Annotated in this window: 20 protein-coding genes; 6 read left to right on the forward strand and 14 right to left on the reverse strand. The window is 48.8% G+C overall.

Going from position 1 to position 23,194, the window contains the following annotated elements:
- Positions 1-168 precede the first annotated feature (168 nt).
- Entirely contained in the window at positions 169-1,635 is a 1,467-nt protein-coding gene (locus ACKU4E_RS13625; protein ID WP_320171626.1) for a sigma-54 dependent transcriptional regulator, read from the reverse strand.
- A 71-nt stretch (positions 1,636-1,706) separates the two neighbouring features.
- The gene (locus ACKU4E_RS13630; protein WP_320171627.1) at positions 1,707-2,873 is read right to left on the reverse strand and encodes a lysylphosphatidylglycerol synthase transmembrane domain-containing protein; all 1,167 of its coding nucleotides are present in this window, start codon (positions 2,871-2,873) and stop codon (positions 1,707-1,709) included.
- Between the two features lie 263 nt (positions 2,874-3,136).
- On the opposite strand from ACKU4E_RS13630, the gene ACKU4E_RS13635 reads away from it, so the two are divergent.
- Positions 3,137-4,519 (forward strand): MFS transporter, encoded by a 1,383-nt coding sequence (locus ACKU4E_RS13635; protein WP_320171628.1) that lies wholly within the window; start codon positions 3,137-3,139, stop codon positions 4,517-4,519.
- A 46-nt stretch (positions 4,520-4,565) separates the two neighbouring features.
- A complete protein-coding gene (gene rsmG, locus ACKU4E_RS13640) occupies positions 4,566-5,252 on the forward strand; it encodes a 16S rRNA (guanine(527)-N(7))-methyltransferase RsmG (protein WP_320171629.1) in 687 nt (228 codons plus the stop codon).
- A gap of 85 nt (positions 5,253-5,337) precedes the next feature.
- Here rsmG and hisG read toward each other — a convergent pair whose 3' ends face one another.
- The 3 genes from hisG to ACKU4E_RS13655 form a co-directional block, all read right to left on the reverse strand.
- Positions 5,338-6,213 (reverse strand): ATP phosphoribosyltransferase, encoded by an 876-nt coding sequence (hisG, locus tag ACKU4E_RS13645; RefSeq protein ID WP_320171630.1) that lies wholly within the window; start codon positions 6,211-6,213, stop codon positions 5,338-5,340.
- Positions 6,213-6,587, reverse strand: a complete 375-nt coding sequence (hisI, locus tag ACKU4E_RS13650) for a phosphoribosyl-AMP cyclohydrolase (RefSeq protein WP_320171631.1) — start codon at positions 6,585-6,587, stop codon at positions 6,213-6,215. The genes hisG and hisI overlap by 1 nt, the downstream gene beginning before the upstream one ends.
- A gap of 163 nt (positions 6,588-6,750) precedes the next feature.
- Complete coding sequence (locus ACKU4E_RS13655; RefSeq protein WP_320171632.1) at positions 6,751-7,188, reverse strand: Fur family transcriptional regulator; 438 nt, start codon at positions 7,186-7,188, stop codon at positions 6,751-6,753.
- Positions 7,189-7,390: 202 nt separating this feature from the next.
- On the opposite strand from ACKU4E_RS13655, the gene ACKU4E_RS13660 reads away from it, so the two are divergent.
- Both ACKU4E_RS13660 and ACKU4E_RS13665 read left to right on the forward strand, forming a co-directional pair.
- A complete protein-coding gene (locus tag ACKU4E_RS13660; RefSeq protein WP_320171633.1) occupies positions 7,391-7,780 on the forward strand; it encodes a hypothetical protein in 390 nt (129 codons plus the stop codon).
- 48 nt (positions 7,781-7,828) lie between these two features.
- The gene (locus tag ACKU4E_RS13665) at positions 7,829-8,932 is read left to right on the forward strand and encodes a hypothetical protein (protein WP_320171634.1); all 1,104 of its coding nucleotides are present in this window, start codon (positions 7,829-7,831) and stop codon (positions 8,930-8,932) included.
- A gap of 5 nt (positions 8,933-8,937) precedes the next feature.
- Here ACKU4E_RS13665 and ACKU4E_RS13670 read toward each other — a convergent pair whose 3' ends face one another.
- The 6 genes from ACKU4E_RS13670 to ACKU4E_RS13695 all read right to left on the reverse strand — a co-directional run bounded on the left by ACKU4E_RS13670 (position 8,938) and on the right by ACKU4E_RS13695 (position 17,763).
- Positions 8,938-9,726 carry a tetratricopeptide repeat protein gene (locus ACKU4E_RS13670; RefSeq protein WP_320171635.1) on the reverse strand — a complete coding sequence of 263 codons (789 nt, stop codon included), beginning with the start codon at positions 9,724-9,726 and terminating at the stop codon, positions 8,938-8,940.
- Positions 9,723-12,224 carry a DNA gyrase subunit A gene (gene gyrA / locus ACKU4E_RS13675; RefSeq protein WP_407944114.1) on the reverse strand — a complete coding sequence of 834 codons (2,502 nt, stop codon included), beginning with the start codon at positions 12,222-12,224 and terminating at the stop codon, positions 9,723-9,725. The genes ACKU4E_RS13670 and gyrA overlap by 4 nt, the downstream gene beginning before the upstream one ends.
- Positions 12,225-12,434: 210 nt before the next feature.
- Positions 12,435-14,825 carry a DNA topoisomerase (ATP-hydrolyzing) subunit B gene (gene gyrB / locus ACKU4E_RS13680; RefSeq protein WP_320171637.1) on the reverse strand — a complete coding sequence of 797 codons (2,391 nt, stop codon included), beginning with the start codon at positions 14,823-14,825 and terminating at the stop codon, positions 12,435-12,437.
- On the reverse strand, positions 14,825-15,988 hold the full coding sequence (gene dnaN, locus ACKU4E_RS13685; RefSeq protein WP_320171638.1) for a DNA polymerase III subunit beta: 1,164 nt from the start codon (positions 15,986-15,988) through the stop codon (positions 14,825-14,827). Before dnaN ends, gyrB begins: the two co-directional genes overlap by 1 nt.
- A gap of 134 nt (positions 15,989-16,122) precedes the next feature.
- Positions 16,123-17,427: a DnaA ATPase domain-containing protein gene (locus tag ACKU4E_RS13690; protein ID WP_320171639.1), complete on the reverse strand. Its 1,305-nt coding sequence runs from the start codon at positions 17,425-17,427 to the stop codon at positions 16,123-16,125.
- Between the two features lie 192 nt (positions 17,428-17,619).
- Positions 17,620-17,763: a hypothetical protein gene (locus ACKU4E_RS13695; RefSeq protein ID WP_320171640.1), complete on the reverse strand. Its 144-nt coding sequence runs from the start codon at positions 17,761-17,763 to the stop codon at positions 17,620-17,622.
- Positions 17,764-17,780: 17 nt separating this feature from the next.
- On the opposite strand from ACKU4E_RS13695, the gene ACKU4E_RS13700 reads away from it, so the two are divergent.
- The gene (locus tag ACKU4E_RS13700) at positions 17,781-18,956 is read left to right on the forward strand and encodes a homocysteine biosynthesis protein (RefSeq protein WP_320171641.1); all 1,176 of its coding nucleotides are present in this window, start codon (positions 17,781-17,783) and stop codon (positions 18,954-18,956) included.
- 126 nt (positions 18,957-19,082) lie between these two features.
- On the opposite strand, the gene rsgA is transcribed toward ACKU4E_RS13700, so the two are convergent.
- The 3 genes from rsgA to ACKU4E_RS13715 all read right to left on the reverse strand — a co-directional run bounded on the left by rsgA (position 19,083) and on the right by ACKU4E_RS13715 (position 22,349).
- On the reverse strand, positions 19,083-20,192 hold the full coding sequence (rsgA, locus tag ACKU4E_RS13705) for a ribosome small subunit-dependent GTPase A (protein WP_320171642.1): 1,110 nt from the start codon (positions 20,190-20,192) through the stop codon (positions 19,083-19,085).
- Between the two features lie 550 nt (positions 20,193-20,742).
- Positions 20,743-20,838 (reverse strand): MetS family NSS transporter small subunit, encoded by a 96-nt coding sequence (locus ACKU4E_RS13710; protein ID WP_320171643.1) that lies wholly within the window; start codon positions 20,836-20,838, stop codon positions 20,743-20,745.
- A 2-nt stretch (positions 20,839-20,840) separates the two neighbouring features.
- Positions 20,841-22,349 (reverse strand): sodium-dependent transporter, encoded by a 1,509-nt coding sequence (locus ACKU4E_RS13715; protein WP_320171644.1) that lies wholly within the window; start codon positions 22,347-22,349, stop codon positions 20,841-20,843.
- Between the two features lie 460 nt (positions 22,350-22,809).
- On the opposite strand from ACKU4E_RS13715, the gene ACKU4E_RS13720 reads away from it, so the two are divergent.
- On the forward strand, positions 22,810-23,169 hold the full coding sequence (locus tag ACKU4E_RS13720; protein ID WP_320171645.1) for a response regulator: 360 nt from the start codon (positions 22,810-22,812) through the stop codon (positions 23,167-23,169).
- Positions 23,170-23,194 lie beyond the last annotated feature (25 nt).

A 23,194-nucleotide genomic window follows, 5' to 3' on the forward strand; every position in this document is an offset into this window, starting at 1 on the left:
GAACAACCTTAACCTATTAGGGTTTCCAAAGGGGATTATCCCCTTTGGCCGCCAGCGGCAAAATAAAATTATTAAAAACGCGAAGCGCATCAAATCACGTCTATTGAATGCCTTTTGGCGGAGTAAAGGAAATAGCCTTGTACGAAAAAGCAAAAAACCTTGCAGTTTTTAACCGGGTATATATTTTTTCCTGATACCATGCTTTTTGAGCAGTGCATAAAGGCGTGACATTGAAAGACCTGCTGTTTTCGCGGCCTCACCCATATTAGCCTTGCAGTGCATGATGAGACTTTCAAGATATAATTTTTCAGCCTGATCCAATGCCTGCTCCCGATAGTCCTTGAGCAGAGGAAAATCATTTTCCATATTTACGGCCGGAATTTCTGTACTAAGGCAGGGCTTACTCTTTCTGGACTTGTTACCGTGAATCAGCGTCAGGGTCTTTCCGGTTTCAACCTTGGGTAATACGGATGCCTGAGCTGCCGCCACCCTTACCTTTACCGGAAGATGAATGGGGAGCAGTTCCCCGGCCTCGGTATTGGCTGTGAACACCTGTTCAAGGACGTTGAAAAGTTCGCGGACATTTCCGGGCCAGGAGTATGCTTTCAAAGCATCCATGAATTCATCGGAAATAGGAATAGGAGTAATGTTGAAGTCAGCCGCAAGCTTGTTCAGATAATAGCGCGAAAGTCTCCGCAGGTCGTTGCCGCGCTGCCTGAGCGGTGGAAGCTCTATGGTAAAGGCCTGCAGCCTGTAAAGAAGATCCTGTCGGAATCTGCCGCTTTGAACAAGCGCATCAAGATCGCGGTTTGTGGCGGCAACCAGACGGAAATCACTTTGCAGTTCCTCATTACCGCCTACCGGACGGTATGTATGCTCCTGCAGAACCCTCAAAAAGGCTTTCTGCAATGCAAGAGGCAGCTCACCCACTTCATCCAGAAACAATGTACCGCCGTCAGCCTTGGCTATCAGTCCTTCCTGAAACCTGTCCGCACTGGTAAAAGCACCGCGCTCATGGCCGAAAAGGATGGATTCAACAAGATTTTCAGGGATGGAGGCACAGTCGACGATTACGAAAGGACCCTTGCGCCTGGTACTGTTGTCGTGCACAACTCTGGCAAACAGTTCCTTTCCCGTCCCTGTTTCACCAAGTATAAGAACGCCGACATGGCTTTCCGCCGCCTTTGATGCCTGTTCAAGGCAGCGCATTATCGAATTTGAACGCCCTACGATATTATGATGACCAAGATTCGGGCTGGAAGCCTGCTTTTCGACCCGGTACTTCAGCACCCTCTGCATGTGGAGGATGTAGTCTTCGGCGCTGGCCGGCTTGGCAATATAATCCCAGGCTCCGGAATTTATGGCCAGTTCCGCTCCTTTAGTATCACCGAGCCCTGTTATGATGACCACCTCAGGCGCATTGCTCATCTGGTGCAGTTCCGGCAGGGCATTGAGACCGTTTCCGTCCGGCAGGACAACGTCAAGGAAAACAACGTCAAACGATTCCTTACGGGCCATGTCCAGACCTTTCTTTAAGGTAAGCGCTGTTTCACCGCTGTGCCCCAAGTCTTCGGCAATGGAAACCAGAAGTTCCCCTAAAAAAGAATCATCATCTATAACCAGAACTTTCGCCATATTATAACCTGCAGACCGGATAATGCATATTTTTTAGAAAACACAGTTATAGATACAGTTGAGCATATATTTTATTCCGGCTCAACAGTTTTACCTTTTAACTTGAAAATAAACGGTAAACCACCAAGACTGAGAACGGTAAGCCAGATGCGCTGCATCAGATAAATCGAAGCACCTGCGGTGATGACCCCGTTTGAAATAAGCTCAAGCATGACATCGAAGGCAGCCTCGTTAACTCCAAGTCCGGCTGCCGGAGCGGGAATTATCCCGGCCAGAAATGCCGGTGGACCGGCAAAAAAGACCTGCCCGAAATCAGGAACAGCAGGCAGATTCAGAACCTGCGAAAAAAGATACAGGGAATAAATCATAAGCAGGTGCTGAGCCGCAGTAAAAATAATGGTAATTCCAAGAGCTGGAAATGAATTTCTGTATACGAATACAGCCGCTGTCAGGTCTGCTATTTTTGAACCCAATCTGCTCCTTCCCAGAACCCTGCGATAGATAAAACCTTCCGGAGCGAATTCCGGAGATACGATTGGAGCGATCAGTGCTGCTGTGGAAGCAGCAAACAGAGCAGGACCTATTTCAGAAGCAACATAGGCCGAAGAACTGAAGCTGCATAAAAGCAGCAGACAGCCTGATATTCCGCAACCGACGACAAGAGCTGTTATCCTGCCTTTGACCAGAGCCAGAAAGCCTAGTAAAAAAACAAGCCAGATAAAACAAAGGATAGCCAGCAATGGGGTAGCTATTATCCTGAGCCGCTCGGCAGCTTCCACAAGCTGCCAGTTCAGAACCATTCCCAGACCTGCCAGCATAAACAGCCCCATGAGCCCGATAATGCGGTCAATAAGCACGGCCGCGCCGGCCTCGGCCTTGTGCCCGGTTTCACGCATTATATAGAAAAAACGGGCAACATCTCCGCTTGCAGCTCCCAAAACGCATTGGGAAAAAAAATACATTATTATGTTAATCTTCAAGCATTTATGAAAACCAAGTCCTATACCTGCACCACGCAGAAGGATGCCTATCCGCAGGGCGGATAAATTAACTGCAACAGCAATTACCAGTATTGAATAGATTAAAAGGTAAATATTCTCATGTGATACATAAAGATATTCAAGACGGATGCTCTTGGAAACAACCAGCCAGTAGACTATGCCCACAGCTATGATTATTTTAAGGAGATTCGCAGCATAAGCTGCAACCCTGCTCCCCTTGGGCTCCGGATATGTCAAGCGCGTACTCCTGATTTTTCACCCGAATACAGCTTTTGCAGACCGTAAGCAAGAAATCATACTTTATGACTATTGAGGGAGTTGGAAAAGTATGATTGAAAAGAATCCCAACCGACAAGACGAATGCAACGTGTGAAACCGGATTCTTTGATCTGATATATTCTGTTTTGGATGCCATACAATCAATCCGTCCTCTGGAAACCGTACCTCTTACACATTTTTACTTTTTGTAACCAAATGCAATTAATATATGGTAATTATTAATGAATGACGCAAAAAAAAGAGCCGTTATACTGACCGTGGCCATAACCCAGTTTACTATGCCGTTCATGTTTTCCGCAGTAGGGATAACACTGCCGGTAATGGGCCATGATCTCGGAGCCAGCGGACTGGACCTCAGTCTCGTTGAATCTATCTACATCGGAAGCGTTGCGGCTCTTCTGCTGCCTCTTGGAAGACTGGCAGACATGCATGGCAGACAGCCCATGTTCAGGCTCGGCACTCTCCTTTTCACCATCTTCACTTTTCTGATCGGATATGCACATTCAATCAACACCGTCATCCTGCTGCGTATGGCTCAGGGCATATCCGGTGCAATGTGCATTGCAACCAACATGGCCCTCCTTACAGATTCCATCCCCAGAGAAGAACGCGGTCGGGCCATGGGGCTTGCTGTTGCCGCCGTGTACGTCGGTCTCTCAATAGGACCATACGCCGGAGGGCTGGTTACCTCTCACCTCGGATGGCGCTGGCTGTACTGGCTGGGCATGATCCCGCTCGGTATCTCATACCTTGTCGCGCACCTGAATCTGAATGGAAAATTCAGGACTTCGGAAGAAAAATTCGATCTTGCCGGAAGTATTGTTGTTGCCTTATCCGTCGCCGGAATTGTTTTCGGCGGAACAAGTCTCAATTCAGGATGGTTCGGCCCCATGCTCCTGATAGGAGGCGTTGCCGGATTCATAATCTTCATTCTGATGCAGAACAGGGTCGAATACCCGTTGGTTGAACTGACCCTTTTCAAGGAAAGGCAGGATTTCTCGGATGCTTCCCTTGTACAGTACATTAACTACGCCGGAACCTTCGGCATGGTTTTTCTGTTCAGCCTTTACCTGCAGACAGTGAAGGGCCTTACGCCGCATGAAGCAGGTCTTGTGCTTGTTGTGCAGCCGATCATTCAATCGCTGCTCTCACCGCCGTGCGGAAAACTCGCCGACAAGATTTCTCCGAGACTGCTGGCACTGCTGGGTATGATATTCTGCACGGTCGGAACAATCATGGGCGTAGTTGTCACGGCTCAGACGGAAATAAGCTATCTTTACACCATGTTTGTAATTCAGGGCATAGGGTTTTCCCTGTTTTCATCTCCCAACATGATGATACTCATGGGCAGCGTACCTCCTTCCAGATTCGGCTTTGCTTCTTCTGTTTCAGGAGGACTGAGGACCATAGGAATGGTTACAAGCATGGTGATCATTGCTGTTTTCCTTTCCACAATCATGGGTAATGCCCCCATATCAGCAGAATCGTCGACAGCATACCTGAAGGTCATGCATTTCTCGCTGATAGCGCTTTCATGCCTTTGTGTCCTTGCCGTGCTTGTGTCTGCCAGGTCCGTGCTGCGCAAGTCCGCAGTTGCCAAATAAGACCTTTGCGTGCAATCTGCCCGAAACCGGATGGAGGGATGGATTTATGGCCTATTCAGTAAGCAGCGAACAGATAATAAAAGAAGCAGTACAAGCCGGAAGAGAACTGAAACCCGACACAAGTCTTGATGAACGTTTCATGGAAGCTGAAGGACAGGCAACAGCACTTGCTGACTACCTGAACCTGCTGATTAAATGGAATAAATCCATGAATCTGGTCGGTCCTTCCGGCTGGGAGGAAATTTTCCATTCCCTGATTACGGACAGCCTCTATCTGGCTGATTTTCTTAAGACACTGGATTTGCCTGAATCACCCCGTACACTGGACCTTGGAGCAGGAGCAGGCCTTCCCGGAATACCGCTGCGCTGCGTCTGGCAGAACGGAAGCTACCTTCTAGTGGAATCCAGACAGAAAAGATCAATTTTCATGCGCACAGTACTGCGCTCCATAAAACTTCCTGGAACAGATGTATTTCAGGGCCGAGCGGAAAAAATACCACAGGCCGAACTCCCGGCCGATCTGATCATAAGCAAGGCCTTCATGCCCTGGAAGGAACTCCTGCCGTTTGTAATCCCGATGCTCGGCAAAGGGGGCAGGGTGATCATACTGTCCAACGATCTTCCGCCGGATTCTGCCGCAACTGAAAAATTCGGTTTCAAAGTAGAAAAACACACCACGTATTCTGCAGGAAACAGGGAACATTACCTGTGGGCGCTGAAAAACATAGCCTAACACCAATAAAAAGCCGTGCACCCCGGAACTATACCCGGACTGCACGGCTTAAATTATTTCTACGGTGCCGATATTCGGCCGGAAGTTAAATCACCTTGTTGAGGGGGTATTCGATGATACCTTCCGCCCCCATGTCTATGAGCTGGGGGATAAGCTCACGCACTGCAATTTCCTCGACCATGATTTCAACAGAAACCCATTCAGTATCGGAAAGTGAAGACACGGTGGGAGAGTTAAGGCTGGGCATGACCTTCATTGCTTCATCAAGGGCCTTTCTGGGCATGTTCATTTTGAGCCCGACCATTTTCTCGGCGCGAAGCGCTCCCTGCAGCAGAAGGTTGATGTTTTCGATCTTCTTGCGTTTCCAGGGATCGTTCCAGGCATCCTTGTTGGCTATAAGCCTGGTGTTTGTCTGCATTACCTCATCAATGATGCGCAGGCCGTGAGCCTTGATGGTGGTGCCGGTCTCGGTAACTTCGACAATGGCATCACACAAACCTTCCACAACCTTTGCCTCGGTAGCTCCCCAGGAATAGAACACTTCAACATCAATGCCCTTTTCCTCGAAATAACGCTTGGTGCAGCCGACCAGTTCGGTGGCGATTTTCTTTCCGGCCAGATCTTCCGGCTTCATAAAGGGAGAATCTCCGCCGACAGCCAGAACCCAGCGTGCAGGACGGTTGGAAACCTTGGAGTATACAAGGCTTGAAACTTCCACGACATCGGAGTTGTTTTCAAGAATCCAGTCCTTACCTGTCATACCTACGTCAAGGACACCGTCAGCAACGTACACCGACATTTCCTGTGCACGGCACATGGAAATATTCAGTTCATCGTCGTTTACATCGGGAAAATAGTTTCTGTGGTGCAGATTGATCTTCCACCCGGATTTGGCGAACAATTTGATTGTGGCATCCTGCAGGGAACCTTTAGGCAGACCGATTTTAAGTTTATTGGACATTATTTGTATACCTCCTTGGGATCAAAAACCATGGGCGAACATTCAACTACTTCGCCTTCCTTGAGTTCACGATAGAAACAGCTTCTGTAGCCTTTGTGGCAGGCGGCACCGCCTATCTGCTCAATGAGCAGAACCAGGGTGTCATCGTCACAGTCGATCCTTATGGATCTGATCATCTGTACATGGCCAGATGTACCGCCCTTGTGCCAGAGAGTGTTGCGGCTTCTGCTCCAGTAATGGGCTTCACCTGTTTCAAGCGTTTTATTCCATGCTTCCTCATTCATGTATGCCATCATCAGGACTTCACCTGTTTCGGCATCCTGCGCAATGGCAGGTATGAGACCTTTCATTTTATCAAAGTCTGGCTTGATCATACAATCCTCTGTCTCGGACGGCTCAAGTTAGCCTTGTTGCAAAGTTGATGTAAACCGGAAACAACTTCCGGATGATTGCCTATAAAAATTCCTCGAATCAAAAAAAGCGCCGTCTGAGTTCAGGCGGCGCTTTTATGTATGTGTGAAGGAAATTTCTGCGTATTTATTCGCTTTTTCCCTGGCACTCCCTGCAAACGCCGAAGAGGTACATTTCGTGATGAAGAAGAACAAATCCGTGCTTCTTCGCGAGCTCTTCCTGCAGATGTTCGATCTCATGATCAACGGCTTCGATGGTCTTTCCGCAGCGCTCGCAGACAAGGTGGTCATGATGCTCATGACCGTACTTATGTTCATAGCGGATTACGCCGTCGTTGAAATCAACAGCTTTGGCAATGCCTGATTCGGCAAGAAGTTTCAGGGTGCGGTAAACGGTAGCCTGTCCAATGGACGAGTCTTCCTTCCGGATGAGATTATACAGTTCTTCCGAGGATACATGACCCTCTTCAGCAAGGAACACGTCCAGAATTGTCCTGCGCTGGGGGGTCATTTTCAGTCTCTGCCGAGAAAGGTACTCGGTGAATATATCCTGTGCTGACTTCATCAACCTGTATCCAGAAATTTATGTTTACCGTTACGAATAGGGTTTTCCTACATTGGATTGATTGCCAATGTCAAATCCTGATTGCCCATATCCTGACATAAGAGTATGAATGTCGCAAAATAATAATCTGAATATGCCGTTTTCAACAAGCGGCATTTATTTTCAAGGCCGATGATTTTAAAAAATACCAAGGAGTTTTGTTATGGAACTTGCCAAATTTATTTCCGAATGGGACCAGGATCCTGCCGGGGTTAAAAACGTCTTCATTGAATTCAAGGAATTGCTGGAATCTCTTGAAGATACAAAAATAGAATTCCATGCCCGCCCCGGAGTTACCTACTCCATGCGGGGAGTAAAGACTTCTCAGACCAAATGGCCGCTTTTCGTGATGGTGGACGTAATTGACGATGATCCGGCCAACCGCTGGCTTTCGGTCTGCTTTTTCGGAGACTGCATAACAGACCCAGATGAACTGGGTGACCTCGTTCCCGAAGGACTGCTCGGAGAGGACGGCCACTGCTTCGATGCCGATGATGCGGAACCGAAAGAATATCTCTCCGCCAGAATAAAGGAAGCTCACTCCAACCAGTAAGCAGCTCTGCCCCCGGTCACTGCTCCGGGGGCTTTGAGGAGAAAAACAGTGGCTGAAATCAACAACCTTAACGGACTTTACAAGCTTGAGTCCCTGTCTGTCCTGCCGGACTACTGTCTGCAGGAAATTTTCAGCCGCGAATTCAGCAATATAGATACGGCAAGGATCTTATTCCTTCTTTCCGCTCCTTCACGGGATATTATACTGCGCAATCTTAATGCCGTCCGGGCAGCAAATATATTGCAACTCGCCGGACAATATAAAAAAAATTCTCCGGAACCATGCCCTGCCTCATTTGAGAGAACCTGCGAAATGCTGCTGGACCGTGTTCAGGAGCTCAAGGACAACGGAATCATAAAAATTCCTGAAGTTGTGCTTGATAATTCTTTTTTCGACCTCGCTGACGAACTGCATTCCGTTACCGATGCCCTGCCTAATTTCAACATGCATCACATGGACCTGCACGACATTATCTCGTGGTGGGATCTTGCCGCAAAGGGCATAAAATCTCTTTTCGGTAAAAGGGTACAAATGGAAAATATTATTCTGGACAGGCTGGAGGACAGCTACAGTTCCAAAATATTCTCCTGCTCTATTGATGACCTGAATGATGCCATGCTTGCGGAAAAAACGTCCGAACTGCAAAAAGAAGCCTATGAGGACTGTAAAAAACGACTGGATATGAGTGAGTCGTTCCTGATGGCCCTGATAAGGAAAAGAGGATTACGCACACTGGCCGCAGACCTTGCAGAAAATTTTCCGGACGACATTGAAATGCTGGACAGATTGTCCAGGCACAGCAGACTTCTTCTGTATCCGGCATTAAAAGTAAGCCTTCCACCTGAAGATGTGGCCATGAGTCTGTGCAAGCTGAAACATATTCACGATGAACTCGGGACTGATGAAATGCTTAAATTCGCAGGTACACCGGAAGATCACTACCTGCGCCGAGGTCTGCAGACCGCTCTTTCAGGAATGGAAATCCGCTATGCCGAACAGATAGTCAGGGAGCGCAAAAAAGCCCAGCTTCACGAAACGGAAGCCAAGCTCAGGATCATCGGCGATGCTGTCGCATGCATACGTAACAGGGTAAGCGGATATATCATGCTGGAACTGATGAGCAGCTATACTGTCTATGATTTCGCCGAATAGACTGCTCATTCCTTTTTCTTGAGGTAATCTAGTTTGAACCGCACTGCATATGGATTCGGATATGTATCCACAATGCTTTCAAGCAGCTTTTCGGCCTCCCGGTACTCGTGCCTGTTTTCATAAATATCGGCCAGCATGAAGACTGATTCTGAACGGATGTCTTCCGGAACGCCATCCATCCTGATTAATTTTCCAAGTTCGGATTCAGCCCGCTCCCAGGCCTGGATAAGCGTTAAGGTATGAGCCATTTCATAAAGAGCTCTGGCTTTGGTTTTAATATCCGCCTGACCGGAAGCTATGTCGCTGTAGGTGTATATTGCAAGATCGTAATTGCGCAGCTTTCGGAATGTCTCGGCCAGCATGAAACGGGTGGAATCAATATCCTCCTGCGGCTGCCCGGAAAACTCCAGACTTTTTTCAAGTGCTTCAACAGCCTTCTTGTAATCACCGCTGCGGATATACATTTCCGCCAGCTGACGTTTAAGTTTAGCTGCGAGGTCCTTCCTATGGCCGAATTCAAGGTACATGGCCTCAAGGATCGCTGCCCCGCGTTCACTGTCATGCCGTACCTCTGATGCTATTTTTACAAGATAATTCCAGGCCTCAAGCCTGGATTCTCCCTGCGGATTGTCCTGAAGATATCTTTCAAAACCTTTTTCCGAATCGGAATAATACCCGGAGATAAAATTCATCCTGGCCTTTTCTATTACCTCAGAAACACCGGAGTCAGGCTTCTCGCATCCCTGCACCATCAGGAGCAGGAATGCGAGAATTAAAATCAGACATCTTTTCATGATGCGGTTTCTTCACCGTCCAACTCCTGATCGGAGTCGTTTTCATCATTTCCTTCCTGAACAAGATCAAAGCCGACTACGCTGTCACCGTCATCCATGCGCACAAGCCTTACACCCTGTGTCGCACGGCCTACCAGCGAGACGTCTTTTACACCCATGCGGATAATCTTGTTCCCTGAAGTGAGCAGAACAACCTCGTCATCAGGTGAAACCATGATAGCTCCCAGAACCTTTCCGGTCTTGTTGGTTACTCTCATGGTTATTATTCCCTTTCCGCCGCGGGTCTGTAAACGATGCTGCTCAAGATCGGTACGCTTGCCGTATCCGCCCTGAGAAACTGTCAGCAACTGCATCCGTTCAGGATCACCGGTAACAACTCCGGAAACAACCTCGTCTCCGGGCTTGAGAGCTATCCCTTTCACGCCGCTGGCCACACGGCCCATCGGCCTTGCATCCTGACAACTGAACCGGATTGATGTTCCGTCCCTGGTTACAAGTACTGCTTCGGAATCAGCCTCGACCTCCTTGACAGTGATAAGCTCATCACCATCCCTGAGGGCTACGGCCCTTATGCCGGACTGACGGCAGTTGCGGTAAAGCGCAATGCTCGATCTCTTTATCATTCCGCACTTGGTGACGAAGAGGAAGAAGCATTCTTCACCGAACTCACGCATGGTCATGGCTGTTGCCACTGTTTCATCCTTTTCAAGAGGAAGCAGGTTGGCTATGTGAGCCCCGCGGGCTATGCGGCTTGATTCAGGTACCTGATGGACCTTTATTTTGAACATCTTGCCCTTGGATGTGAACAGGAGCAGGTACTGGTGGTTTGAGGTTGTCAGGAAGGTGTGGATAAAATCTCCATCCTTGGTCTGAACACCTGCTATGCCTTTACCGCCGCGTTTCTGCTTCTGGTAGTTGGAAAGCGGCGTGCGCTTGATGTACCCGCGTCTGGACAGGGTAATGACCGCGTCATCGTCCGGAATGAGATCTTCAATGTCGATTTCATCGGGGTTCTGATCCATGAGTACGGTTTTACGCGCAGTGGCGTAACCTTCTCTAATTTCAACCAGCTCATCGCGGATAACGCCTTTAAGGACATCATCGTTGGCAAGAATGGATTTGAAGTATTCTATCTTTTTGAGAATCTCGGCGTATTCTTCAAGAAGTTTTTCGTGCTCAAGGTTGGTAAGACGCTGCAACCTCATATCCAGGATGGCCTGCGCCTGAACCCTTGAGAGTTCAAAACGGTCCATCAGTGCTTCCCTGGCTTCCTCACCAGTTCTTGATGCCCTGATCAGCCTTACAACTTCATCGATGTTGTCGAGAGCTATACGCAATCCTTCGAGGATGTGCGCGCGTTTCTCGCATTTGTCGAGGTCGAAACGGGTACGCCTGATAATGACTTCCCGTCTGTGCTCCAGAAAAGCACTCAGCACCTGTTTCAGATTCATCAGCATGGGTCTGTTACCGGAAACGGCCATCATGTTGATGCCGAAACTGGTTTCAAGCTGAGTAAACTTGTACAGGGCGTTTATGATGATATCAGGAATGGACCCTTTCTTGAGGTCGATTACAATGCGTATTCCTTTGCGGTCCGATTCATCGCGCAGGTCCGAAACACCTTCTATCTTTCCTTCGCCGACCAGCTGAGCAATTTTTTCTACCAGGCTGGACTTGTTCAGCGCGTAGGGAATTTCGGTGATGATTATGGACTGACGACCGTTTTTCTTTTCCTCGATATTTACTACGCCGCGGATTTTAATCGAACCGCGTCCGGTCCTGTAGGCTTCCTGAAGCCCTCTTCCGCCGAAACACAGAGCGCCGGTAGGGAAGTCAGGGCCCTTGATATGATCCATGAGATCATCAATCTCGCATTCAGGATTATCGAGAAGATGCACGGTTCCGTTGATCAGTTCCCCGAGGTTGTGAGGCGGAATATTGGTGGCCATGCCGACCGCGATACCGGAAGTACCGTTGAGCAGCAGGTTCGGAACCTTGGTCGGAAGAACGGAAGGTTCCTGCAGTGAGTTATCGTAGTTGTCCCTGAAATCAACGGTGTTCTTTTCTAGGTCGGCCAGAAACTCGGAACTGAGCTTGGACATCCTTGCTTCGGTGTAACGCATGGCCGCAGCAGCGTCGCCGTCGATGGAACCGAAGTTTCCCTGCCCGTCCACAAGCGGATCGCGCATGGAAAATTCCTGAGCCATACGCACCAATGCATCGTAAACAGCCGAGTCACCGTGCGGGTGGTATTTACCGATAACGTCACCGACAACACGTGCCGATTTCTTGTATGCCCGGTTGTAGGTGTTTCCAAGTTCGTGCATGGCGTACATGATGCGCCTGTGCACGGGCTTCAGACCGTCCCTTACGTCAGGGATGGCTCGCCCTATGATAACGCTCAAGGAATACTCAAGGTATGATTTCTTAAGCTCTTCTTCAATTGTGATTTGAGACACTTTTATTCTCCATGTCTGTTGCGTCCGGCAGATTCCCATTTGTTGCGCTTCGCGCTTTTGACGGTCTGCTTTCGCCTCCGGCGGCCAAAGGGGATAATCCCCTTTGGAATCCCTAATAGTTTAACAAAAGTTAAACAGATCTAAGTATATAGACATATCAAAATATGACTTTAATCAGTATTTACTTAAGTCACTACCGGCAACTCTTGCAGCCGCAACAACAGTCGTTTCAGAAAAATCCTAAAACTTTTAAATATCAAGTTCCTGAACAGCCAGAGCGTTCTTTTCAATGAACTCGCGACGCGGTTCGACATTATCGCCCATGAGGTCTTCGAAGATATCGTTCGCAGCCGTTGCATCCTCAATGGTGACCTGCAGCATGGTCCGTTTTTCCGGGTCCATGGTGGTTTCCCACAGCTGTTCCGGGTTCATTTCACCAAGACCTTTGTAGCGCTGGAGATTTATGCCCTTGTAGGCCTCCTCCATTACCCCGTCCAGCAGCCTGAATATGCCGCTGACGGATGTCGAGTTCTCCCCGCGTGCAATGGTGAATTCAACACCGTCGCATTCTTCTACGATATTGCGGTTGCGCTCGTACGTATGCCGGAACAATTTGGAGTTGAAAAATTCCACTCCCAGCCTGGTGCGGTGGCCGTTCTGGTTCTCGAAGATAACATAGACACGTTCTTCACCTTCATCGTCCTCCCGATCAATTGTCACCTTGTATCCTTTCTGCTCCATGGCGCTCACAAAGGACTGCGGATCACCATCCTCGAAATGTTCCGGGGTCATCTTTTCCTCAAGCCCTATCAGGGAAGCGAACAGTGTGTCTGCGATGCCCATATTCATGGCTTCGCCGATCTTGTCCTTGATGAAACGGATGTCATCGAGAAAACCTATCAGAGACTGCTGATGATACTCCCTGCCGTTGTGGCTTTTTACGGTGATATCACCGGCCACTCTTTCGACGAGTATGGAATAAAGCTCGCTGTCATCCTTGATGAATTTTTCGAACTTGCCTTTGGCTATCCTGTAAAGCGGAGGCTGGGCAATATAGAGATGACCGCGCTCGATGAGTTCCTCGTACTGCCTGAAAAAGAAAGTCAGCAGCAGCGTACGGATGTGCGATCCGTCAACATCGGCGTCAGTCATGATGACAACCTTGTGGTAACGGAGCTTGTCGAAATCCTTTTCGCCTTCATCCTGACCGATGCCGATGCCCATGGCGGTGATCAGGGCGCGGATTTCCTTGTTGCCGAGCATCTTGTCGAAACGGGTCTTCTCGACGTTGAGTATCTTTCCGCGCAGCGGAAGGATGGCCTGATGTTTGGGGTTTCGTCCCTGTTTGGCGGAACCTCCCGCAGAATCACCCTCAACAATGAACAATTCGCTCTCGGACGGATCCTTGGACTGGCAGTCGGCAAGCTTGCCCGGAAGTGAATGGTCGGAAAGGGCGCCCTTACGGCGGACCAGGTCACGGGCCTTGCGGGCGGCTTCCCTGGCTCTTGCGGCATCAACCACCTTTTCGACAATGGACTTGGCGTCCTTGGGATTTTCCTGAAAATATGAAGAAAGCTTGTCGTAAACCATTCCGGCTACAATACCGGCCATTTCGGAGTTTCCGAGCTTGGTCTTGGTCTGCCCCTCGAACTGCGGGTCCGGAAGCTTGACGCTGATGACCGCGGTAAGTCCTTCGCGAACATCGTCACCGGAAAGCTTGTGCTTGAGCTTCTTGGGCAGATCCGAGTTCTGGATGTAGGTGTTTATGGCGCGGGTCAGTGCGCTCTTGAAACCTGCCAGATGGGTACCGCCCTCCACCGTGCGAATATTGTTGGCGAAGGTGTGCGTATTTTCCTTGAACGCCGTATTATACTGCACTGCAAGCTCAGTGATGACGTTATCCGTCTCGGACTCGGCGTAAATAATCTCGCTGACTGTGTTCTGACCCTTGTTCAGATCTTCCACAAAGGAGACTATGCCGCCGTCGGCCTTGAAATTGGCCTTTTCGTTGGTACGCTCGTCTATGAACTCTATTTCAAGGCCTCTGTTCAGGTAGGCCAGCTCCCGGAAACGCTTCTTGAGAACACTGAATTCGAACTGGTTGGTTTCGAAAATTTCCTCGTCGGGGCGGAAGCGGACGGTGGTACCGGTGGTAACAGCATCACCGATGCACTCCAGAGGGCCCTGAGGCACCCCTCTCTCGTAACTTTGACGATATATCTTACCCTGCCTTCTCACGGTAGCTTCAAGCTGCTCAGAGAGGGCGTTTACGCACGAAACGCCGACACCGTGCAGTCCGCCTGAAACCTTGTAGGCGTCGTTATCGAATTTTCCGCCCGCGTGCAGGACGGTCATGACGATTTCAAGGGCTGGTTTCTTTTCCTTGGGATGGATATCAACCGGAATTCCGCGGCCGTTGTCGGAAACGGTTACCGAGTTGTCCATGTGCAGGGTTACTTTTATCTTGGAGCAGTACCCGCCCATGGCTTCGTCAATGGAGTTGTCCACAACCTCGTAGACAAGGTGATGAAGCCCTCTGGTATCGGTAGAACCGATATACATTGCAGGTCTTTTCCTGACCGCGGCAAGACCTTCGAGAATGGTAATCGAATCCGCGGTATACTCTTGTTGCTGAGCCATTAAACGTCTTCCTCGCTGTAATATGTCTCTTCCTGAACTTTCATGGGCATGACGATTACCAGATATTCGTTGTCATCATCCCCGGTAACACCGCAGGGTGCTTCCGCACCGGTAAGGGTGAAGCTGATGCTGCCGGACTGGAAATGACCGAGTATTTCAATCAGGTTCTTGGTCGGGAAAGCAATACGCTCCATTTCGCCGGAAAATTTGATTTCCATGGATTCAGTTGCGGTACCCACTTCCTGCCCCTGTGAAAAGAGCACCAGCTCTCCGGGATTGAACAGGAAGGATGCGCAACGGTTGGAGTCGGTATTGAAAATGGAGATACGGTCAAGAGCATTTGAAAGCTCCGACTTGTTCACCTCCATACGCGACACATCGTCGTCATTGAGCTTGGACAGGAAATTCTTGTAGTTCGGGTACTGATAGTAACTGAGCGGCAGGCTGAAATTCTCCCTTCCGTCAGCGGTCTTGAAGAAAAGCCGCTTTTCGCTGAGGCTCATTTCTATTTCATCCGCGGTCAGCCACTTCTTGAGTTCGGCAATATACTTCTTCTGGATGAGAATTCCTTCCTCCGGAAGAAGGGCATATATGTCGTCGTTGATGAACTTGAGTCTGGCAAACTGGTGGCCGTTGAGTCCGCAGGCTTCGACGTAGTTTCCGTTGTCATCGGAAACAGGAACTATGTTCATGCAGGCGATTGCCTCCATGCTGTCCTCGTCACTGATGCAGAAAGCTATTCTCTCAATGAGCTCAAGGAGAAAGTCTCCTGACCAGAACACGGCTCCCTCGGAAGGAAAATCCGAAAATTTCTGGAACCAGGTAGGATCGTTCACCGGAAGTTTGTATTTTCTGGATCCCTGTTCCACCAGTACGGAAGAACCGTCCGACTCGCTTTTGATGGTCAGCTCACCGGAAGGAAGCTTGCGGACCAGATCGTAAAAAGCACGACCCTGCACACCGGCAAGGCCCTCTTCCACAATCTCGGCAGGATAGGCGCCGCAGAATTCAAGATTGGAATCCGTGGACATGATCCGCAGATTTCCGGATTCGCCTTTAAGCCAGATGGTGCGCAGGTATGCGGCTCCTGTCTTGGCGGGAATAATGCTGGCGGATTTCTGTAATCCCTCGATTATCTCGTCCCTGTTCACCTTTAAATACATATATATTCTCCTTGTTGTTTTAGTAAGTCCGGTTCCAATGTTTCTTTATGCGATAACTAAATGAAATAATAAGAAAATTAGCGAACATTCATTGTGTAAATTCAGTGACATTTCTACACGATTTACGAACTGCCTCAGTTTGAGACACGCAGGAGACACTTATTCTTCAGATCTATCAACAGTCTTTTCAAAACCTTATCATCTTGCTGTAATTTATGTATTTTTTTTACAGAATAAAGAACTGTCGAGTGATCTTTGCCTCCAAATGTCCTTCCCAGTGCGGGGTATGAAATCCCCAGCAGTTCGCGGCAAAGGTACATGGCAATCTGCCTGGCATGGGCAGTCATTTTGTGCCTTTTGCTGCCGGTAAGTTCAGAAGGTTTCAGGTTGAAATGGGCGGCCACAGACTCGATGACATACTCGGGGGTAAGTGTCTCGTCGGCTTTTTCCTCCGTGTTGCTCAGGATATGTTCAAAATCGCGGTCATCCATGTTCTTGCGAACAAGTTCCCTGAAAGCCGAAAGTTTGATGATGATTCCCTGCAGATATCTGAAGTCCTGAAAACGCTGCGAGAGCGTAAGTATCTGGTCTTTGCTGAGGGGTAGTTTCTTCAGCTTGCACTGCCTTTGCACATAGCTGGCCCTTATTTCCAGATCAGGACGCTTGAGGGTGACGATAAGGCCCCATTCGAGGCGCGACTTCAGGTTCTTGTCCAGAAAGTCGTAGGAGGCCAGTTTGTCCGTACAGCTGAAAACCATCTGCTTTCCGTTCTCGTAGAAATTGTTGAAAATGGAGATGAGTTCCTGCTGAAGATGTTCGTATTTGGCTATCTGCTTGAGGTCGTCCAGAAAGAAATAATCGTAGCCGAAGAAGTGGTTTCTGGCCCTCAGGGAATCGTTGTTGAACTGCACAGAGTAGATGTTCTGCACATCGTCTACATTGCCCAGGAATATTTTTTCCCGTTCGACTTTTTTACTTATCTCGTTGGCTATGGCTTTGAGCAGGTGCGATTTTCCGGATCCGTTCTTGCCGCAGATGACAAAAGGATTGAAGGTGACGTTATCGACCCTTGTGACTTCCTTTGCCGAAGCCAGCGGGAAATAGTTCTTCTTGCTGATGAGGAAATTTTCAAAGGTGAAGTTGTGCCCGAAAGGGAAGTCGATTTTTTTTGTGCTTGAAATCTGACTCCCCGGCACGGAACTGGACGCACCATTGCTTGAGTAGGATACTGAAAAGCCGCTGCCGAGGAAGAGACCTAGCTGTTCTTCAAAGCGGTCCTGAATGCTTGATCTGAACCACTGGCCGAAAAACGCATGCGGGAAGCCTACAATGACTTCTCCGGTTTCATCGGAAATGTCTATGCTGATGGGATCGAACCAGCGGGTTAATTCCGCTTCCGAGCAGGAATTTGAAAGGTGATTTCTGAGTGCTTCTTTCACGTGAATAATTGATTTTTTGCGGGTGTTTTAACTATCTGAAATAAAAGATAAAAAATATAAAAATAAAATTAGTGAATCTTTCTGCAAACCACTTCCGTACCAAGTCCCCGCGACCACGGGTTCTTATACATTAAAATATAGTTCAAGCCAAGCCGGATCAGCGTTCTAAAACGTTTTTACGTCAAAAACAATTCAACCATCCGGATAAAAATAAAATTGCAATATGGGGCTATTTGGGACACAATCTTGGCGCATCAGGCAGGTCATGGCAATTGCAGCATTTCCATATGCACCGGATTTTATCATGCGGCCTGCTTTCTTTTTTTCATCAACCACCAAACGGAGTCCTTACAATGGCCACTACCTTTGAAGTCAACAAGACAATCAAGGAAATCAACGATCGGATTAAAAAAGGTAAGGCTGTAGTCGTCAATGCTGAAGAAATGGTCGAAATCGTCCGTTCCAAAGGCAAGGTTGAAGCAGCCAAAGAGATAGACGTCGTCACCACCGGGACTTTTTCTCCCATGTGCTCTTCCGGCATGCTGTTCAATATCGGTCAGGTTCCGCCCCTGATCAAGACTTCGCAGGTCTGGTTGAACAATGTTCCCTGTTACGCCGGGGTTGCAGCTGTAGACTCTTTTATCGGAGCTACGGAGCCTGCAGAAGACGATCCTCTGAACAAGGTTCATCCCGGACGTTTCGCTTACGGAGGCGGGCATGTCATTGAAGATCTCATTGCCGGTAAGTCTGTACGCCTGAAGGCCAAGGCTTACGGTACTGACTGTTATCCGCGCCGCGAGATAGAGAAAGACGTCTCCCTCAAGGATCTTAAGGACTGCACCATGCTCAACCCGCGCAACTGCTACCAGAACTACAACTGTGCGGTGAACATGACCAGCAGGACCATATACACGTACATGGGTCCGCTCAAGCCGAACCAACGCAACGCAAACTACGCCACTGCCGGGCAGCTGTCCCCGCTTTTCAATGATCCCTATCTCAAGACCATAGGTCTGGGTACGCGTATTTTCCTTGCCGGAGCTCAGGGATATGTAATCGGTGCCGGCACGCAGCACGTCACCAGCCCGCAGCGCAATGAACGCGGCATTCCCCTTACTCCGTCCGGTACGCTTATGCTCAAGAGCAGCAATATGTCCGACATGGACCCGCGTTACTTCCGCGGCCTCGGATTCCTCGGATACGGATGTACTGCGGCTGTCGGTGTAGGTATCCCCATTCCTATCCTCAACGAGGAAATGGCCTGGTTCACCGGAGTAAGCGATGCGGACATTCAGGTTCCGGTAAAGGATTACGGATACGATTACCCGAACGGAGTCGGCCAGATTCTGGCTCACGTCACCTACGAAGAATTGAAGTCCGGTAAAATAAATCTGAACGGCACGGAGATCCCGACCGTACCGCTTACCAGCCACGTAATTTCCCTTGAAATTGCCGATAAGCTGAAGTCTTGGATAGAAAAGGGAGAATTCCTGCTTACCGAACCGGTTGACCGTATTGTATCCGAATAGGATGCGCATTTGATTAATCCGGTTGATATCCGCTGATTCATATCCGGTATCATGCCGAAGTAATTAGAATAAAAAACCGGCGTGTTTCATGTGAAACACGCCGGATCTTTATTGTCGGCTTATTTATTATCTGTGCTTCATCATACTTTTGATGCGCATGGATACTCCTTTCCAGCGTTCTTTTTCAACGCGGTCCGCACTTTTATCGCGGCGTTCGGAAATATACTCCATCTCGCGTTTCATCTTCTGGTAGCTTGCAAGCCTTTCTGCAGTAAGTTGACCGTTTTCAACTGCTTCAAGCACGGCACAGCCAGGTTCATTGCTGTGTGAGCAGTCTGCAAAGCGACACATTGCTGCCAAATCCTGTATATCGGCAAAGGTGCTTTCTATACCGCTTCCATCATCGTGAAAGGCTATTTCCCTTATGCCCGGGTTGTCCATGAGCATTCCGCCCTGCGGCATGCGGATGAGTTCCCGTGCAGTGGTTGTATGGCGTCCTTTGCCTACGCTTGTGCTGATTGCGCCTGTGGCCTGAATGTCGTTGCCGTAAAGCCTGTTTGCAAGGGTTGATTTACCTGCCCCGGATGAACCGATCATGGCCACTGTCTGTCCGTTTTCCAGATATCTGTCCAACTCTTCAACGCCTGCTGCGTCATGCATGGATGTGAGGACAACAGGTACGCCGAAAGCGATATTTTCCGCTTCCGGACGGAATTGTTCCGGGTCTTCGTGCAGGTCTGCCTTGGTCAGCACTATGACCGGGGTAAGCCCGCAATTGTATACCAGCGTAAGGTAGCGTTCCAGACGCCGTATATTGAAATCGCGGTCCAGTCCGCAGACGATGAACACCGTGTCCAGATTCGCAGCGATTGCCTGCCCCCGAACGGAACTTCCGCTGCGGCTGCCGCGGGTTCCCGACTCACCTCTGGAGAGCATGTTTCTGCGCGGTATGATCCCGGTAACAACTATATCCTCGGTCAGCACCCAGTCTCCGGTTATAGGGTAGTCTCCGGCCTTTGAATGCGTGATTCTGCCTGCAGGGGAGCAGAGCCACTCGTCCTGTCCATCCGCAACCAGAAACAGGTTGCGCTGAACACTGATTACTCGCGCCAGTCGGTTTTGCTTTGCGTCCATTCCGGCAAGCATGTTTTCGAAATAGCTGTTCCAGCCCAGTTGACGCAGTTGTTCACGATTGCCTTTTATATTTTTTTCATGGGAATTGATGTTGTCGGTCATTATTGGTCACCATCTGGTTCCGGTCGAATTAAGTTATCGACCGGTATTGAAATTGATTGCGTTTGCCGGTTTGCAGCAACGATTTCATCTGTCTAAAATAATGGTGAATGCGTTGCGAAAGGAAGGGCGCAACAAAAGACCTGTTTCAGGGAAACATCAATCAGGAAGGCCGGAACCGGCCAGTCTTAACCCGCGGGGATCTGCGGGAGAAAAGCAGTTTAAGCCTGCTGATTGCCCTTCATTTCGGCAACTTCAGATACAAGCTCAATACACTGTAGGAACATCAAAACTCCTTATAAGTGGAATACAACCTTTTTCTTCCTCGATAATTCGGCACTAGTCAACATCAAACTGAAACGGGCGCGCCCCGTGTGGAGCACGCCCGTTTTTTAGTCTTTACATACTGTTTTGCACTGTATGGATATTACTTAAATTATTAGGGTTTCCAAAGGGGATTATCCCCTTTGGCCGTCGGAGACGAAATCAAAGTATTAAAAGCGCGAAGCGCATCAAAACTATAGAGCTGATGGCAGCCTATAGTTAAAAATGGCTATTTGCTTTTAAAAGCTATCCGGAAGCACATTATGGCTCCACCCCAGGTGATGAGGAGTCCGAACAGCATCATGATGATTGCGCTTGTGGTCATTTTTATCTCCTTTTGAGGAAGCTGCTGTTGGTGGATACGATTTTTGCGAATGAGTATTGCTTAATGGAAAAGATCATCGCAAAAACCAGGCAGGCAAAGAGCACTGCCCATCCGTAGGCCACGATTGCGTCAGTGGAGTATCCTTCGTAGTTCTTGCCGATGTCTCCGATGAAGTTGGAAACGAGCATGAACCCGAGCATTGCCGGAACCAGAAAGCGCAGGCTGTTCATCCATAGGGAACCGACCTTGATTTCAGAGGTCTTGTTCACGTGTTCGCGCAGGCTTTCCAGATCGCAGAACCAGGCAATGAACATGATTTCTATGAACCCGCCGAGCAGGATACCGAAGTTGTTTACAAAGTGATCGACAATATCAAGCAGGTAGAGGCCGCCGCCGGTGGCGAATGCCGAGCTTACCAGAAAACCGGCGGTACAGAAGATTATCGCTGCTGTTTTGCGGGTCACGTTCATTTTGTCAATGATGGATGAAACAACAACTTCGGTGATGGAAATCATGGAGGAGAGCCCGGCGACAACGAGCGCCAGGAAGAAAAGTACACCGAAAAATACCGGTGCCGGCATCAGGTTTACCGCTGTCGGCAGGGTGATGAAGGCCAGTCCGACCCCTGCTCCGGCAACTTCGCTGATGGGTACGCCCTGCTGCTGGGCCATGTAACCGAGAACGCTGAAGATCATAATTCCGGAGATTATGCTGAAACCGCAGTTTATGAACACTGTCATGCAGGCATTGTTGTTGATATCGGAATCTTTGGGCAGATAACTGGAGTATGAGAGCATAATTCCGAATCCGATGGAGAGGCTGAAGAAGATCTGCCCGAATGCATCTGCCCAGACCTTGCCGTCCATGATTGCGGAAAAGTCCGGTTTGAACAGCCAGTTGATACCGTCAACAGCTCCGGGAAGAGTAAGTCCGCGGGCGATGAAGACGAAGACAAGTATGAAAAGTACGGGCATGAAAACTTTGTTCACCCTTTCGATGCCGCTTTTAACGCCGGTAAAAACCGCTATGAAGGTAAAAATCCACGCAGCTGCTGTTGCCGTGAAAATATTTGAGTGTACTCCTCCGAGGTTCATCGGGGAGTCGGTAAGGCCGAGAAACTGGTGGAAAAAGAAATCCTTCGGTGCATCACCCCACCCCTGCGTGAATGCAAAGGCGAGATAGTTTATCGCCCAGGCGATAACGACTACATAATAGGATGCAATGACAAAAGAGACCATGACCTGCCACCAGCCTAGCCATTCCCATTTTCCGGATATGGACGAGAAGATTTTGGGCGCGGAACCCTTGAATCTCTGACCGAGTCCGAATTCAAGGATCATGAAGGGAATGCCCGCAGCAAGCATTGCCACGAAGTATGGAATGAGGAATGCGCCACCGCCGTTGTCATAAACCATGTAGGGGAAACGCCAGATATTACCCAGACCGATTGCAGAACCGACGGCGGCCAGAATAAAGCCGGTGCGTGATCCCCATGTTTCTCTTTTATGCATTTTTAGGAACTCCTTTAACAAATACAGCTGACTTCCGCTTTTTTTGCGAAATCAGAAAAAAATATAAACAAAATGCGTTAATCGCATAAAGTCGCACTCCCAATAGAATACATTTTTGTCAATGTCCATTAAATCGAATTCACAAAATTATCTTTTTCCAACAATCGTACTGAAATATTCTTTGTTTAACGAAATTTATACGTTTGGGTAAGAACAGATATTTTTAATTACTGTGAATCAGGTATGCCTTGTATTTGTGGTTTTGATTTTTTTATTGGTTGATTTGGTATATGTTCTTAAATAACAATGTATTGAAAATGTGTACGCTCACACCTGATTGCTGATTTTAACTGTCTGCGATCATGAGATAGGCAGAGGTGGAGCGGTCAAGTAGGTTCTCGACTTATGTACCTGATTGGTATTATGTTCTGCCTCAGAAAATGATCAGGGAGATTTAGCAATGGCACACATACTGGTTCTTGATGATGTTGTTGATGCCGGTATCCTTTTGAAGCGTATTCTGGAACGCAAAGGACATCAGGTTTCTGTTTTTTCGGAAGAGGAAGAGGCAATAGCCTTTGCCCGCAGGAACAATGCAGACCTGGCAATACTGGACATCAAGCTGAAAAAAATGACCGGTGTGGAAGTGCTTGAAGAGCTCAAGAAAATATCCCCGGATATCCGGGTGATAATGCTTACCGGGTATCCCACCCTGGAAACCGCGCGAGAATCACTCAAACACGGGGCAAACGAATACTGTGTCAAACCGATAGACAAAGAAGAGCTTGAGATGAAGGTAGAGGACGTGCTCGCGCAATAGCGGCATGCTTCCTTTACCGTCAGAT

Origin of the sequence: Maridesulfovibrio sp. (assembly GCF_963677005.1) — a bacterium.
GTDB lineage: Bacteria > Desulfobacterota > Desulfovibrionia > Desulfovibrionales > Desulfovibrionaceae > Maridesulfovibrio.

Excerpts from the sequence above, each read along its gene's own strand:
- ACKU4E_RS13625 (WP_320171626.1), bottom strand. The coding sequence starts at position 1,635 with ATGGCGAAAGTTCTGGTTATAGATGATGATTCTTTTTTAGGGGAACTT.
- ACKU4E_RS13635 (WP_320171628.1), top strand. The coding sequence starts at position 3,137 with ATGAATGACGCAAAAAAAAGAGCCGTTATACTGACCGTGGCCATAACC.
- rsmG (WP_320171629.1), top strand. The coding sequence starts at position 4,566 with ATGGCCTATTCAGTAAGCAGCGAACAGATAATAAAAGAAGCAGTACAA.
- hisG (WP_320171630.1), bottom strand. The coding sequence starts at position 6,213 with ATGTCCAATAAACTTAAAATCGGTCTGCCTAAAGGTTCCCTGCAGGAT.
- hisI (WP_320171631.1), bottom strand. The coding sequence starts at position 6,587 with ATGATCAAGCCAGACTTTGATAAAATGAAAGGTCTCATACCTGCCATT.
- ACKU4E_RS13655 (WP_320171632.1), bottom strand. The coding sequence starts at position 7,188 with ATGAAGTCAGCACAGGATATATTCACCGAGTACCTTTCTCGGCAGAGA.
- ACKU4E_RS13660 (WP_320171633.1), top strand. The coding sequence starts at position 7,391 with ATGGAACTTGCCAAATTTATTTCCGAATGGGACCAGGATCCTGCCGGG.
- ACKU4E_RS13670 (WP_320171635.1), bottom strand. The coding sequence starts at position 9,726 with ATGAAAAGATGTCTGATTTTAATTCTCGCATTCCTGCTCCTGATGGTG.
- gyrA (WP_407944114.1), bottom strand. The coding sequence starts at position 12,224 with ATGGGAATCTGCCGGACGCAACAGACATGGAGAATAAAAGTGTCTCAA.
- gyrB (WP_320171637.1), bottom strand. The coding sequence starts at position 14,825 with ATGGCTCAGCAACAAGAGTATACCGCGGATTCGATTACCATTCTCGAA.
- dnaN (WP_320171638.1), bottom strand. The coding sequence starts at position 15,988 with ATGTATTTAAAGGTGAACAGGGACGAGATAATCGAGGGATTACAGAAA.
- ACKU4E_RS13700 (WP_320171641.1), top strand. The coding sequence starts at position 17,781 with ATGGCCACTACCTTTGAAGTCAACAAGACAATCAAGGAAATCAACGAT.
- rsgA (WP_320171642.1), bottom strand. The coding sequence starts at position 20,192 with ATGACCGACAACATCAATTCCCATGAAAAAAATATAAAAGGCAATCGT.
- ACKU4E_RS13710 (WP_320171643.1), bottom strand. The coding sequence starts at position 20,838 with ATGACCACAAGCGCAATCATCATGATGCTGTTCGGACTCCTCATCACC.
- ACKU4E_RS13715 (WP_320171644.1), bottom strand. The coding sequence starts at position 22,349 with ATGCATAAAAGAGAAACATGGGGATCACGCACCGGCTTTATTCTGGCC.
- ACKU4E_RS13720 (WP_320171645.1), top strand. The coding sequence starts at position 22,810 with ATGGCACACATACTGGTTCTTGATGATGTTGTTGATGCCGGTATCCTT.